Origin of the sequence: Cytobacillus pseudoceanisediminis, assembly GCF_023516215.1 — a bacterium.
Classification (GTDB): domain Bacteria; phylum Bacillota; class Bacilli; order Bacillales; family Cytobacillaceae; genus Cytobacillus; species Cytobacillus pseudoceanisediminis.
This window is the reverse complement of record NZ_CP097349.1, coordinates 2,742,142-2,757,055: the sequence shown is the minus strand read 5'-3', so window position 1 is coordinate 2,757,055 and position 14,914 is coordinate 2,742,142. Positions and strand designations below refer to the sequence as shown.

General features: G+C 42.2%; 15 protein-coding genes and 2 pseudogenes. All 17 read left to right on the top strand.

Features of this window, described 5'->3' with window-relative positions; genetic code table 11:
* The 17 genes and pseudogenes from M5V91_RS14730 to M5V91_RS14650 all read left to right on the top strand — a co-directional run bounded on the left by M5V91_RS14730 (position 1) and on the right by M5V91_RS14650 (position 14,908).
* Positions 1–1,207, top strand: a pseudogene (locus tag M5V91_RS14730) (phage portal protein).
* A complete protein-coding gene (locus M5V91_RS14725) occupies positions 1,176–1,754 on the top strand; it encodes an HK97 family phage prohead protease (protein WP_284521302.1) in 579 nt (192 codons plus the stop codon). Before M5V91_RS14730 ends, M5V91_RS14725 begins: the two are co-directional and overlap by 32 nt.
* Entirely contained in the window at positions 1,747–3,129 is a 1,383-nt protein-coding gene (locus M5V91_RS14720) for a phage major capsid protein (RefSeq protein WP_284521301.1), read from the top strand. The genes M5V91_RS14725 and M5V91_RS14720 overlap by 8 nt, the downstream gene beginning before the upstream one ends.
* Before the next feature lie 11 nt (positions 3,130–3,140).
* On the top strand, positions 3,141–3,434 hold the full coding sequence (locus M5V91_RS14715; protein ID WP_284521300.1) for a head-tail connector protein: 294 nt from the start codon (positions 3,141–3,143) through the stop codon (positions 3,432–3,434).
* Positions 3,435–3,447: 13 nt separating this feature from the next.
* Positions 3,448–3,779 (top strand): annotated as a pseudogene (locus M5V91_RS14710) (hypothetical protein).
* Positions 3,769–4,098 carry a hypothetical protein gene (locus tag M5V91_RS14705; RefSeq protein ID WP_284521299.1) on the top strand — a complete coding sequence of 110 codons (330 nt, stop codon included), beginning with the start codon at positions 3,769–3,771 and terminating at the stop codon, positions 4,096–4,098. Before M5V91_RS14710 ends, M5V91_RS14705 begins: the two are co-directional and overlap by 11 nt.
* The gene (locus M5V91_RS14700; protein WP_284521298.1) at positions 4,098–4,463 is read left to right on the top strand and encodes an HK97 gp10 family phage protein; all 366 of its coding nucleotides are present in this window, start codon (positions 4,098–4,100) and stop codon (positions 4,461–4,463) included. Before M5V91_RS14705 ends, M5V91_RS14700 begins: the two co-directional genes overlap by 1 nt.
* A 12-nt stretch (positions 4,464–4,475) precedes the next feature.
* Positions 4,476–5,105, top strand: coding sequence for a major tail protein (locus M5V91_RS14695; RefSeq protein ID WP_284521297.1), 630 nt, complete (start codon positions 4,476–4,478; stop codon positions 5,103–5,105).
* 6 nt (positions 5,106–5,111) lie between these two features.
* Entirely contained in the window at positions 5,112–5,513 is a 402-nt protein-coding gene (locus M5V91_RS14690; RefSeq protein ID WP_284521296.1) for a hypothetical protein, read from the top strand.
* Between the two features lie 227 nt (positions 5,514–5,740).
* Entirely contained in the window at positions 5,741–7,756 is a 2,016-nt protein-coding gene (locus tag M5V91_RS14685) for a hypothetical protein (protein WP_284521295.1), read from the top strand.
* Positions 7,753–8,142 (top strand): phage tail tape measure protein, encoded by a 390-nt coding sequence (locus tag M5V91_RS14680; RefSeq protein ID WP_284521294.1) that lies wholly within the window; start codon positions 7,753–7,755, stop codon positions 8,140–8,142. Before M5V91_RS14685 ends, M5V91_RS14680 begins: the two co-directional genes overlap by 4 nt.
* A 217-nt stretch (positions 8,143–8,359) precedes the next feature.
* Entirely contained in the window at positions 8,360–9,574 is a 1,215-nt protein-coding gene (locus M5V91_RS14675) for a distal tail protein Dit (RefSeq protein WP_284521293.1), read from the top strand.
* On the top strand, positions 9,571–13,668 hold the full coding sequence (locus tag M5V91_RS30985) for a phage tail spike protein (protein WP_284521292.1): 4,098 nt from the start codon (positions 9,571–9,573) through the stop codon (positions 13,666–13,668). Before M5V91_RS14675 ends, M5V91_RS30985 begins: the two co-directional genes overlap by 4 nt.
* A gap of 19 nt (positions 13,669–13,687) precedes the next feature.
* Complete coding sequence (locus tag M5V91_RS14665; protein WP_284521291.1) at positions 13,688–14,095, top strand: hypothetical protein; 408 nt, start codon at positions 13,688–13,690, stop codon at positions 14,093–14,095.
* An 86-nt stretch (positions 14,096–14,181) separates the two neighbouring features.
* Complete coding sequence (locus M5V91_RS14660) at positions 14,182–14,328, top strand: hypothetical protein (protein ID WP_252245775.1); 147 nt, start codon at positions 14,182–14,184, stop codon at positions 14,326–14,328.
* 36 nt (positions 14,329–14,364) lie between these two features.
* Positions 14,365–14,628 carry a hemolysin XhlA family protein gene (locus tag M5V91_RS14655; protein ID WP_252246294.1) on the top strand — a complete coding sequence of 88 codons (264 nt, stop codon included), beginning with the start codon at positions 14,365–14,367 and terminating at the stop codon, positions 14,626–14,628.
* Between the two features lie 13 nt (positions 14,629–14,641).
* The gene (locus M5V91_RS14650) at positions 14,642–14,908 is read left to right on the top strand and encodes a phage holin (protein ID WP_284521290.1); all 267 of its coding nucleotides are present in this window, start codon (positions 14,642–14,644) and stop codon (positions 14,906–14,908) included.
* Positions 14,909–14,914 lie beyond the last annotated feature (6 nt).

Here is a 14,914-nt window from a genome sequence, read left to right as displayed (position 1 = left end):
TTGGGATTGCGAGACAGGTTTTCAAATTACCTTTACAAGCAAGCCGAAAAACGCGGATGGTTTGAGGATATTTACTCAAGTACTATTCGTTATGGTGGTCGGTATGTTAATGATGATAACATTCTCGAATCAAGTGACGTTTATGAATTGCTACAGGACATTAGCAATCAGATGATGTTGGCTGAAATTATTGTGGAAGATCTAGAAGGAAATGAAGTAAGAAACGATCCTGCCCTGAAAGTTCTTAAAAAGCCTAATCATTATTTGACAAGGTCTGAATTTTTCAAGCTGATGACTAATTCATATCTACTTCATGGTGAAGTGTTTCCTGTCCTGGATGCTAATCAACTTCATTTGGCAGCTAATGTCTATACTGAATTAGATGAGAGATTGATAGAGCATTACAAAATTGGCGGTACCGAGATTCCAGCCTTTATGATTCGTCATATTAAAAATATCGGTACGGATCATCTTAAAGGAGTGGGACTTTTACAGCTTGGCAAGAACACTCTGGAGGGCGTTATGAGCGCTGAAAAGGTTCTGACGGAAAAATACTCTAAAGGTGGTTTATTAGCCTTCTTGCTTAAACTGGATGCACACATCAACCCACAAAACGCTGCCCAGTCAAAATTGATAAAAGCTATTCTTGACCAACTGGAAGCTATTGACGAATCACGATCAGTTAAAATGATTCCACTTGGAAAAGGGTATACCATCGATACAATGAAAAGTCCCATTGAAGATGACAAAATTTTAGCTTATCTAAATGTCTATAAGAAAGACCTTGGTAAGTTTTTAGGTATCAATGTGGATACGTATATTAAACTTACAATCTCTGATCTGGAAAAAGCTATGATGTATCTTCATAACAAAGCCGTGAAGCCCATAATGAAAAATTTCGAGGACCATTTGAGTCTTCTTTTTTGGACCAAATTCCGAAAAGCGTATTAAATTCAAGATTAATATTCTTGACTTTGTACCATATAGCACAAAAACAAACATTGCCTACAACTTGGTAAGGACCATGGTATTCACTCCAGATGACTCAAGAGAAATGCTGGGTGCTGACAGGTTAAATACACCTGAAGCAACTAAGCTATATGTCTCTAAAGATTTAATTGCAGGAGAGGATTTAAGAAAGGCAACTGATGATAGCTTGAAGGGAGGTGATGGAAATGACGAAGAAAAGGGAACTGAGGACAATTGACATCACCAATTTGAGGACGCGGGATGCGGTTAATGATCAGCCGGCCGTTATCAGCGGTTATGCTGCCGTGTTTAATTCTAAGACGAGCATTGGAGATTTCTTTGAGGAAATAATTATGCCTGGAGCATTTAGCAATTCTATCGCTACAAACAGCGATATACGGGCCTTGTTCAACCATGACTGGAACAATGTCTTAGGAAGAACGAAAAGTGGCACGTTGAGGCTGTCAGAGGACGATAGAGGGCTCAAATTTGAAGTGGAGTTGCCAAACACCTCCCTTGCCAATGATTTAGCAGAGAGCATGTCCAGAGGAGATATAAATCAATGTTCCTTCGGTTTCTTTGCAACTGAGGAAACTTGGGATTATTCTGTAGAGCCAGCTTTAAGGACCATTCACGAGGTTGAACTATATGAAATTTCTGTAGTATCTATACCTGCCTATGAAGACACTGAAGTGACTTTGGTGAGGAGTAAAGAGGTAGATAAAACCGTAGAACAACGGATCAAAATATTAAATCAGATAAAGGGAGTTTTGGACAATGAATAAAAAACAATTACTTGCCATGCAAAAAAGAAACAAGAAGCGTCTTACTGATCTTCGCTCTAAACTTGAAAATAATGAAGTACGTGCAGAAGATTTAGAAACCGTTCAACAAGAAGTCCAAGAGCTTGCTGATGAAGCACAAGATATTGCCGATGCTCTTGCAAATATGCAAGATGAAGAAGGCGAAGGAGCAGGTGAGGAATCAGGGGAAGGGTCTGGTGCTGGTGAAGGTGAGGAAGGCCGTAGCGGTGAGGAGGATGGAGAAGAAGGATCGGGTGATGAAGAAGGTGAAGATGAAGGTCAGCGTTCAGCTGGTATTTCCTCTGAACAACGTTCAGCAGTTATGACTGCCATTTCAAAGGGGCTTTCCACTCGTGGTTCTAAATCCACAAAAAAGAAAGAAAAAGAGATTCGTTCTGCATTTGCGAACTTTGTAGCAGGTAAGATTTCTGAAGCTGAGGCTCGTTCACTAGGGATTGAAACAGGGAATGGCTCAGTAACGGTACCAGAGGTTGTTGCGTCAGAGGTTATTACTTATGCCCAAGAAGAAAACTTGCTTCGAAAATATGGATCCGTTCATAAAACAAAGGGAAATGTAAAATATCCAGTTCTTGTTAAGAAAGCCGATGCTAACGTTAACAAGAAAGAACGTGCAGCTGGAAACCCTATTCCTGAAACTACAATTGAGTTTGACGAAATTCTATTGAGCCCTGCTGAATTTGATGCACTTGCTACTGTTACTCAAAAACTATTAAATATGTCTGGTGCACCAGTCGAAACAATTGTAATTGACGAATTGAAAAAAGCTTATGTCCGTAAAGAAACAAACTACATGTTTAACGGTGATGATGTTGGGAATGAAAACCCTGGAGCATTAGCTAAAAAAGCTGTAGCATTTTACGAAACAACTCCTGTTGATATTACTGCAGCTGGATACTCTCAAAAACTATACTCACAATTGGTGAAATTCAAAGGCCAACCGGTTACGGAAGTATTAAAGAAATCCATGTGGATTGTAAACCGTGCTGCTTTAACTATCTTGGAAGACATGACTGATACAACTGGTCGGCCACTATTGCACCAAGATGCAACTGACGGAGTTGGTTACAAATTGCTTGGTCATAAATTGGACTTCACTGACGCTGCAGACGGAACGGATCCAACTAAGCCAGTATTCTACTTTGGAGATTTCAAGGCATTCCACATTCAAGATGTTATCGGAGGCATGCAATTGCAGAAGCTAATTGAAACTTATGCTAGTACTAACCGGGTAGGTTTTAAGATTTATAACCTGCTTGATGGTCAGCTTGTTTACTCTCCATTTGAACCGGCTGTTTACCGTTATGAAGTAGGTGCGACTGCTCCGGTTACACCTTAAGGGGTGATGGTATGACCAACGAGGAATATGTCACTAAGATAAAATCACATATTCACTGGGAAGAGGGCATGGATGAATCCATGCTCCCTTTTTATGTGGAGCAGGCAAAAACATATGTGCAAAATGCACTTGGCCGTCAGGTGGAGTATTTAGTGATTATGGTTGCTGGAATCTTTTATGAGTATCGGGTTTCGGAAAAGGAACTTGGAGAGGCACTTGATGCTTTAACTCCTTTCTTTGTCCAGGAGAATTATTCAGAATTGGATACTACCTCACAAGAAACTGATAATACAATGGTCACATAGGAGCTGTATTCTGATGCCGAGACGAACTAATCAATTAAAATGGACAGCAAATCTTTTGAGGCTTGGCGAGACCATCGATCCAGCCACTGATCGGGTTGTTATGGGGTATCCATTTGATCGTGAAATCAAATATAGAAATCTAGGAGTAACATCCACCGACAAAATATTTGCCGAACGAGACGTTAATGAAGTGGTTAAAAAAATTGAGGTCCGGCTGGATCGCGCGATAGAAGACAATCAGAAAGACTATCGCGTTGAAATCAAAGGAAAAAATATAATATCGAACGCATCTACACGAAAGAAGATGAGCGATTGATGGAGTTGAGTTTATCTTATGCAGGTTAATCTCCAACAGCTGCGTTCCATCATGAAAGAATCCGGAATCCCAGTTTATCGGGATGACGCTCCAACAACTGCGGATTATCCTTATATCATTTATGAATTTGTTAATGAGACTCAAAAGCGGTCATCCTCAAAAGTTCTTAAATCCATGCCTCTGTATCAAATTGCCTTAATTACTAATGGGACAGAGATTGATTACGAACCATTAAAAGCGGCCTTTAATAAGCATCAAGTAGAATACAGTAGTTTTGAAGGCTTCCCATATGATGAAAATGACAACACCATCACGCAATTCATTACTAATGTGAGGTGCGTAAACTAATGGCCAATAACAATGGTTTTGCCCAGGCTTTAGATGATTTAAGAACGATGATTAATGTTAATCAGTCAGTTGAAAAGGATGAACTGGTGCAAGCTGCTGAATACTTTGTTAGTCAATTGGAAAGCAGGATTAAAACGTCTGCTAAAAATAAGAAGCACTTGAGGGACAGTCTGAAGATAGTTATTAAAAATGATTATGTTTCGGTCCAGTTTGAAAAAGATGCTTACTACTGGTACATGGTTGAACACGGTCATAAAAAAGCCAGCGGAAAAGGAAGAGTCAAAGGGCAACATTTTGTCCGTAACACAGTCGATGATGAGCAGGAAAGGCTTATAGATATTATGGCTCAAAGAATGTTTAGATAGGAGAGGATGGTTATGATGACAAAAGCTCAAGAAATGCTTTATCCGGTTGGAGTAGAAAATTTATATATTGCAACTATGACTGGTGGGAAAGATACAGCAGCATCAATTCCAGCCTATGATACACAGATTTATAGCTTACCGACGATTGAAACAATTGGAATTCAAGGGAATCCAACAACGGCCACAAAATGGGCCTCAAACAAGTTGTTTGTTAATGCTACTAAGAACTCCACCTTCACCTTAACTCTAGATCACACGGCTCTTCCGGTTGAGGTGACAGATAAAATTATGGGGTACTTGGCCACAAAAGGGATTGTATTTGAAACTTCAGATGTTAAGGAACTGCCATATTTTGCAGTAGGTTTTATTGCTCCGTTGAATGATGGGTCTAAAATCGCTCGCTGGTATCCTCGAGTCCAGGTGACACCACCACAAGAGTCTTATACATCTGCTACTGAAGAATCGACCATTCCGACACAGCAGTTGGTCATGACAGCTTCACCGTTATTATTTAATAAAGTTACAAAGGTTGACTTTAATTCTGCTCGTGATAGTGCGACTGGCATTACTGCTGAAGAGTTTATGGAGCAAGTTGTAGCAGATCAGTCTCAATTAGAAACTCTTTTCCCAACTGGAGTGTGATTATAAGTGGCCAAGCTTAGGGATTTAGTAAATGTTAATATTAATAGAGACACCATTAACATCCAGGGTGTTACGATTCCTGTTATTTTTACATTTAAAAGCTTTCCTCTTGTTGAAGAAGCTTACGGTAAGCCATACCATGTGTTTGAAAAAGATATCAATCGGATGCTGCAGAAAAAGCAACTAACATTAGGTAAAACCGAAATCAGATTAATGAATGCCTTAATCTATGCCATGGTAAAAGCCGGTGGTACAGATTGTACCCCAAGAGAAATTGAAACTTCTATTCCACTTTCTGATCTACCTGGTATATTTCAAAAAGTACTTGATATCTTCAGTAATCAAAACTTCCAGAAAAGTGATATGGAGAAAATTAAAACCGAAAAAAGTAAAGAACGTATTCACTGACAAAACTAAATCTCAATCCGAATTGGATTGGGATTTTTATTTTTATGTCGGGAATACGATTTTAGGGTTGGCTATGGACGATTTTTTCAACATAACTCCTAATCACTTGCTAAAGCAATTCATTATGCATCTGAAGTATACGAATCCAGATGCATTAGTGAAAGAAAAATCATCAGTAATATACACTCTTGACCAAACGCCATTTCTTTAATTAGGAGGTGAGATAAATGGCAGAACGACAAAGAGATGTTGTGCTTAATTTCCGAATGAATGGGCAGGTGCAGTATGCCCAAACGCTTAAACAGATCAATATGGTCATGCAGACTGCAGCCAAGGAATATACAAATCAGATTCAAGCCATGGGAAAAAATGCTTCCCAAACTGAGAAGCTTCGAGCTGAGAAGCAGAAGCTTCAAACACAGATGACTGCTTCAAGCGAAAAGGTGCGCATGCTCCGTGAAGAATTTGAAGCCATGTCCAATGACTCAAGTGCTACTGCAGAAGATCTGCAGAAGTTATACAATAAATTGCTTACTGCAGAAAATGCCCACACCAAATTGGAGCAGGCAATGGAGCGTGTTAATGCTGGTCTGACAGATGAAGCAATAGCTGCCCGAGAAGCACAAGATGAGCTTAATAAGCTAAAGGATGATGCCAATACACTTGAAGCAGAGCAAAGGCGATTAACCAGTGCTTTTGAACTTCAGAGAGCTCAACTTGGAGAGAATGCTACTGAAGCTGATCGAGCTGCACTTGCCCAGGAACAATATACCCAACAGATGAATATGGCCAGGAGAGCAGTCGATAATTTAGAGCAACAACTAGAGGCAACCCGTCGTGCTTACGGAGAAAATTCTGTGGAAGTTATGCAGTTAGAAACTCGTCTGAACCAAGCGCGTTCCGAAATGACACGTTTTTCAAGGGGATTGGATGATGTTGAGGAAAGTGCTGAAGGAGCAGAAAGTAAATTAGGTATGCTGGGTAGAGGAGCACAGGCTTTAGCTGGAGCCCTCCCAGCTGCAGCTGTCGCTGGTCTTGCAGAAAGCACAAAAGAGCTAAGTACTGAACTTTCAAGATTACAGTCCAATGCTGAAACATGGGGTTTTACGGGTGAAAAAATTGAGGAATCATTTAAAAAAGTTGCCGCAGTAAGCGGAGATACAGGTGCAGCAGTAGAGACCGTATCTAACCTTATGGCGACAGGATTCGATGATAATCAATTAGCGGAAGCGATTGAGTACGTTAATGGTGCATACGTCCAATTTTCTGACACATTATCCACTGAAGGTATTGCAGATGGTATTCAAGAGACTTTTGCGGTTGGCGAAGCAGCAGGTTCATTTGCTGAGCTATTAGAGCGAAGCGGAATGTCCCTTGAAACATTTAATGAAGGATTGGCAAAGGCTAAAAAGAATGGCTCAGAGACCGATTATGTTTTGCAAACTCTGTCAGATACAGGGGTAAAGAGCTTTTATGAATCTTATCAGCAATCCAATAAAGCCCTTATAGAAGCAAATGAAGCTGAGGTTGAACATCAAATGGCACTAAAAGAGTTGGGAGATACTTTGCGTCCTCTTGTAACAGATGTTACACAGTTCACAACAAAAATTATTGAATGGGCCAGTGAAAATCCAGAACTGACCAAAGGGATTGTCATAACAACAACTGCCATTGGAGCATTGGTGGCAGTAGGAGCAGTTTTGGCGCCGATATTCACTGCAATAGCAACTACCGCGGGAGCTGCAGGTATTAGTGTAGGAGCACTGATGACCACGATTCTTCCTATTATTGCAATTGCTGCGGCAGTAGTAGCTGCCATTATTGGGATTGTGTATGCTGTTAAAAATTGGGGCGAAATTTCGGACTGGTTAAGCAAGAAATGGGATCAGTTCACTTCTTGGATATCAAAAACAACCTCGAAATTAGCGAAGGACTTTGTAAAATGGTTTAACAACATGAAGGATGGGGCGGTGGAAAAAGTAGATGAATTAAAGGTGAAGGCTGTGAGAAAGGTTGTTGAATTAACTGTAGATGCTGTGAGGAAAGGACAGGAGTTGAAAACAAAATTTGTGAATAAAGCCAATGAACTGAAGGATGGGGCGATTAGCAAATTTAATAGTTTGCGAGATGGAGCATCCAGGGTTATGAATCAAGCAAAGGATAAAATTCTCTCCCCATTCAATCGGCAAAAGAAAAAATCAGTGGGATTGTTTCCGATATTAAAGGATTTTTCACAGGTATGAAACTATCGATTCCGCAAATAAAAATGCCGAAACTACCTAAATTTACGATTTCAGGCGACTTTGGCCTGAATCCACCGAGAGTACCTAAGATAGGTATTAAGTGGAACGCAAAGGGAGCTATTTTTACACAGCCAACTATTTTCGGAATGCACGGGGGCATGCTACAGGGGGCTGGAGAAGCTGGACCAGAAGCAGCACTTCCATTAAACGAGGAAACCCTAGGTGCTATTGGAAGAGGTATTGCATCCACTATGGGCACAAGACAGCCTATGATCATCCAAATGGTTACTCCAGATAGAAGAGTTCTGGCTGAAATGGTTGTCGATGATATTACGGAATTACAAGAGTTTAATCAAGACAGAAAAAGTAAGTTTTCAAAGGGGTGAGCGCGTTGACTTTTTCATTTTCTTTTAACGGGATTCGGAAACCTTTTCTTTTTTGTGAAGATGAGGGACGAAAGGAGTCTGTGTTTGCCCCTGTATCTAGAAATTTACTAACTCTACCAGGGATGCCTGGTGCCCATTTGGAAAGCACTGATACCTTAGTCAGAGTGATTCAGCAACCGGTTTTTTTCAAGGAATTGATGATGATGAACTAAGTAATATGGAAGAGGAACTTGGAGAGTGGTTGCTTACTGAAAGGCCTGCTCCTTTGATATTTGATAAAAGACCGAATCGAACTTATTATGCTGTGGTTGACGGTTCTTTTGATATAGAAGAAGCCCTTCATATTGGGCAGGGAATCATTACTTTTGTCTGTCCGGATCCATACAAATACGGAGAAGAAAAAACGGATCCCTTCCCTGAAGATGGTATTATCACAAATAGTGGTTCTGCGGAGACTCCCCCAGTAATTAACCTGGAAGTTACACAGAAAGTCACATTTGCTATGGTTCAAAAAGGTGTGGAGGAATATATGTTAATTGGTGAACCGGCAGAGGTCACAACCACTCCGGTCGACACTCGTACATCATTACTTTCTGAGGACGGATCTACAATCGGCACATGGCAGCCAGTGGTTCCTGGAATGGGATCATCAGAAGGAACGATAGGCTACGACGGAGCCGGGATCACTGCACCTTCTTACGGTACTGGTTCTTCATATCATGGTCCTTTTGTTTACAAAGAGGTGCCATTAACGGGCGACTTTGAGGTTGAGCTGAGAGGTCAGTTATTGTCAGGCATTCCGGAAACAGGTCGTGTAGGATTCTCTTTATTTGACGATCAATTGCAAAACATCGCGATGATGAATGCAGTTGATATTATCACTTCAATGCACCGTAAGTCAGCTGAGGGACGAGTTGGACCTTATGTCGGGGATTTCGTTAATTACGCAGTCAGCTCTCGTAATTACCGGTACGAGTGGGAGAACTTCCCAGTCTACCTAAGGTTAAGAAGGACGGGTGACACCTTCGAATTTTATGTGGCACGTGTTATGGGGGACGGTACACATGTGAATCAGTTAACCCAAACGTGGACGACAGTTGATGACGCACATCGTGGCAAGTTGAAATATGTTGCGATATTCATCGAGAAGCACGGAAACAGTGCATCACCCCACACTAACCGGATTGACTATATTCGAGTATACAGTTTATCAAAGGCAGCAATTGACCAAACGCCATACATTGCCTACCCAGGGGATATAATCACATTCAACCATGAAACCAGAGACATTTTGATCAACGGAATAGATCGCACAGATCTTAAAGCGTTTGGGGCTCGATACTTTATGCTCAATAAAGGAAATAACCTTTTGACGTTATTACCTCCAGGTGCATTTAATCCGTCTGTCACGTTTAAGGTGAGGTTTAAATGATTCATGTAGTGGACGGTTTAACAGATAAAATACTGTCCGTCATTGACATTGGTGAATTTTGGAATGATATTCATCATAAATCGCTCCGGGATTCAATGGAAACGTATGACTTTCTTACGTTTGGGGATAAGCAGTTTGCAAGTCATTTAGGAAAAAGAAACCGAGTTATTATCCCTGATGAAGACGGCAGATACCTTGAATTTATTATTAGTAACGCGAGAAAATACCGAAGTGGACAAGGTGGTCTATTCACATCGGTCAAATCAAATGCATCGTATTTAGAACTCCGGAAAGCAAAAGTAATATCACCTGGTAAACGTTCGTCACAATCACTATCTATACTTGTAACACTAGCAGTCGGAGGTACTGAATGGCGGGCAGGCAGGCTTGAAGGATATGGAACACGGACAATTGATATTGAAAAGCATACAGATCCTTACTCGCTTTTACAGATGATTTCGACTGAATTTAACTTGGAACTGCAGTTCCGTATTGAAGTCAGATCTAACAGAATTGTTGGAAGGTATGTTGACCTGGTTCAGCGTGTAGGTGAGTGGAGAGGACGCGAGGTAGAATTTGGCCAAGATTTAATAGGCATTGAGCGCAACGAGGACACGGACAATATCCTCACTGCTCTTGTGGGTATCGGGCCCGAACGTGAAGATGGTACCCGTTTAGAAGTGATGGTTTCTGATTCTGATGCATGGCAGCGATGGGGCAGGATAGACCCTGCGACTGGTCAGCGGGCTCACATCATCGAAAAGTACGAGCCACAGTCAAATGATCAAGACATGACAGTGGAAATGCTGACCACGCTGACTGAGAATGAGCTAAAGAAGAGGATTAATGCAATTGTCGAGTATACAGCTGAAGCGGTTGACCTTGAGAATATACTTGGGAATAAAAATAAAAAGGTTCGTTTTGGCGATACGATTCGTGTTAAGGATTCAAAGTTCGAGCCTCCGATTTACCTTGATGCCCGTGTGCATACTCAGGAGCGTTCAATAAGCGATCCATCGAAGAAAAAATTCTTGCTTGGTGATTTCATCGAGTACAGCGAGGAAGACATTCACGCACTCTGGAATTCGATGCAGCTTGAGATTCAGCGCAAGTTGGCAAAGTTGCTTATCGTTAATGTTGAATCCTCTGCAGGTGATGTGTTTAAGAACGGAGTCGGCACCACAACTTTATCAGCTCGTGTTTTTCTAACCGGAACCGAGGTAGATGCAGACGGAGATCTTTATTCATACAGCTGGACTAAGCATGATAAAGACGGTTTACGCGATATGGTGTTTGCACGTGCAGGAAAGTCTATGGCAGTTGCGTCTTCTGATGTAGACACAAAAGCAACATTTTTTGTGGACATCGGTTTCCAGGGAGAAGTGATTCAAACAGGCCAATTTACCATTGTTGATTTATATGATGGACAGGACGGCGAGCAAGGTCCTGCAGGCCCCCAAGGTCCTAAAGGGGAACAAGGTCCACAAGGATTGCAGGGTTTACAAGGACCGAAAGGTGATAAGGGTATTCAAGGACCGCCAGGCGAAGACGGGATATCATCGTACACCCACATTGCCTACGCCAACAGCAGTGACGGAACGGTCGGATTCTCGGTTTCTGATTCAACTAACAAAGAATACATTGGGGTTTATGTTGATAACATCCCCGATGATTCAACGGATCCTGGTTCATATAAATGGACACTTTTTAAGGGCGCCGATGGTGCTGAAGGACTTCCCGGGCCTAAGGGTGCAGATGGTAAAACTCCATATTTTCATACCGCATGGGCTAATAATGCTACAGGTACATCAGGGTTTAGTACGACTGATGCAACTGGCAGAACGTATATTGGAACCTATACCGATTTTACGGCAGCAGACTCTAGTGACCCATCAAAATATACTTGGCAGTTAGTTAAAGGAGAAAAAGGAGACACAGGCCCTCAAGGACCACAGGGTATACAAGGGCTGCAAGGTCCCAAGGGTGACCAAGGTATTCAAGGGCCAAAGGGTACTGATGGCCTTTCTTCTTACACTCATATTGCCTATGCAAATAGTGCGGATGGACGAACAGGGTTTTCTGTGAGTGATTCTACTAATAAATTGTATATTGGTATCTATGTAGATAATATTGCTGCAGATTCAACGGATCCAACTAAATATGCCTGGACTCTGATAAAGGGAGCTGATGGGGAACAAGGTTTGCCTGGTCCTGCTGGGGCTGATGGGAGGACTCCATACTTCCATACAGCGTGGGCCACTAATTCAACAGGGACATCAGGTTTCAGTACTACCTCTTCAGTAGGGAAAACTTATATCGGCACTTACACAGATTACACTGCTGCAGATTCGACAGATCCATCTAAGTACAATTGGGTGCTGATGAAGGGAGAAAAAGGAGAGACCGGAGCACAAGGACCTCAAGGCACTCCAGGATTTGCGTTAACTTGGAATGTAAACGGCGTTACTGTAGATGACCAAAACAGGCTGTTTAAGCCAACAGGAAGTGGAACTTGGACTGGTGAAGCTTATTCCACGGAATCTTATATTTCAGGAGCTTTCTTAACGTTTAAGCCAGCACAAAATAATCAATCTATAATGTTTGGGCTTAATACAGACCCTACCACCAATGTTTCCTATACATCTTTAGATTATGCCTTCTATCTACAATCAAATGGAAATGTCGGGATCTATGAAAGTGGCAGCAGCAGAGGTTCCACATTTGCCACTTATTCAGCTGGTGACGTATTTGCCATAACTTATGACAATGTGAATATAAGGTATTATCATAATGGGAATCTATTACGTACAGTAGCTGCTCCAGCAAACTTAGTTCTTCATGTAGACAGTTCCTTTAACGGTGTAAAGTCTACTTATCAAATTTACGATATTTACTTTAGTCCACTAGGAAGTAAAGGTGACACAGGACCTACAGGTCCAAAAGGCCCTACAGGAGCCACTGGTCCTCAGGGCCCTCAAGGCCCAAACATCGTTGACAGCACTACGCAAATCGAAGCTAACGTCATCAAAGCGAATCACATCGACGTATCGAATTTATCCGCGATTGTCGCCAATCTTGGTAAGGTTACCGCAGGTGAACTAACAGGTGTAAAGCTTGAAACTGATGATGGACTTGGAAGTAAAGTTATCATTAACAACGGGGAGATCGAAGCATTCCGAAATGGAAACAAGATAGCCGCGATTAATAAGCTAGGTTTCTGGATTTTCGACGACCAGGTGAACGGAGCTGGCGTGGGGATCATCCGAGACGAGCGTGACACCGGTAACGGAACACTAAGTCTTGGTATTCACAGTTTCCGCGACGAGTTACGGTTAGGGTTCATGGAAAGCGACGGCACAACATCAAGGTCTTGGTACAGGGCAAGTAAGGACCTCGAGAGGACGGAGATATACGGTACAAATATCGCAGGCGTCGACCGCGGTCGCTTAATAATGAGGGCTACTAAGGACGGCAATACGGACGGTCTTATCCCGTCTATCGCCCTTAACAACTACACGACAGGAGGGGGCACCTCTAATCCTACGTATTGGTCTGGCGTATCGATAGTTACCGGTCGAGATAACAGTACCCCAAATGCTTCAAACAAACGCTTTGGATTCGAAGTGTGGCAGTACCGAGGAACCGGAAATGGCGCGGATATACAGATGATGAGGTTAGACACCGACACAGACGGCACGACCTACGCTGCTTTCTATACGGATAAATCGTATCTACCTCGGCCATTACTTCGGGCAGATAACAATCAGTACTATTGGGCCGCGGGTGTCCAAATATCAAGTTATATCGAGGGCATTCATGGAGTTCAGAACGCCAACAACGTTTTCTTCGTCGATGAACTTATCGTCACCTGTGACGCAGGCCAAACTACCGGATATCGCGATTACAACTTCAGTGGTGCTGAGAACATCTTCCACGTACAGGCACAGGTGTCTGGAAATAACTCATACAGGTTCGCGGCAGCTGTCTACAATCAGTCTGGTTCTGGTTTCCGCATACACTTGAACCGCGTTGTAGGTGACACGTCGAATTCTTACTCCATCCCCGTACGCTTGTTAATTTTATTCGAACCTTAAACCGACAGGAGGCGTTTAAATGATCGAACGTATTACTATTCAGAACCGCCGTTTTATGACCGGTTTTGAACTTGATTATACGAATGAAGCCGTTAAGGTAGGAGAGGGAACACTCGATTCCTTCGCCCTTCCGGCGGTTGAGTTCGACTTGTACTACGATAGCACAATGCCAGTCCTTCACGACTTGTACATCGTTGAAGACGGTGAGGGCTATGACTACCGGCTATTAGTGACGTACCTGGGCGGGGACACCCTCGCATTCTACGACCAGGACGGCAAGCTATTCCATCGGCTAATGACTGTGAAAACGATGCCTGATGGCTCATACAGTGGAGATTTCGTTTACATCGAGCCTAGAGTAATCGAGGTGATTGATGATGGTAAAGTTGAATCCCGTAGTGAAACGTCCGAATCCGGAGGAGTCTGAACCGGAGAACCTGCAGGAAAGGGTTAATGAGTTAGAAACAAAAATTGCCGAACTAGAGGCGAGACTAAATGAAGGAGGTGAAATGAGTGGATCCAAACCAGCTGCCAATTGACATGGATTTAATTGTCGACACATTAACATCAAGAATTGCAAAGCTTGAGAGAGAGAATGCTGTATTGCTTGCTCAGCAAGATGCGCTAATAAAAATAATAGAAGAAAAGAAAGAAGCCTAATAGGGCTTTTTATTTTGCCTTCAAGGGGGATTGTGGGTGACACAGGAGGCGGGCACATTGGATATTTGGCAAGAGTCAGTTAGAAAAGATATAGAGGATATGAAAGGTGATATTCGCCGATTGCAGGATAAGACATTACTGCAAGATCAGTCCATTCAGAACATCCAGGGTGATTTAAAGGAGATAAAAGAGGATACCAAGTGGCTTAAGCGTACTATTACTACTGCACTAATTACAGCTACAATTGTCGCCATTGTGGGTGGTAGTATAGCAATTGTATTTGAGGTATTTAAAGCATAAGGAGGAAATTAGAATGATTAATTGGAAAATACGATTTAAAAACCCTGTGTTTCTCTCACAGCTATTTCTCGCATTCTTTGCTCCAATACTCGGATATTTTGGTTTGACGGCACAGGACCTCACTACTTGGGGTTCTGTTTTTAATTTGTTAACTGGTGCAATTTCAAATCCTTATGTTTTGTTTTTGATTGTGGTAAGTGTGTGGAATGCCTTAAATGATCCAACAACAAGGGGTATCGAGGATAGTCAACAAGCTAAACGATATCAATGGCCAAAATAAGCTGCC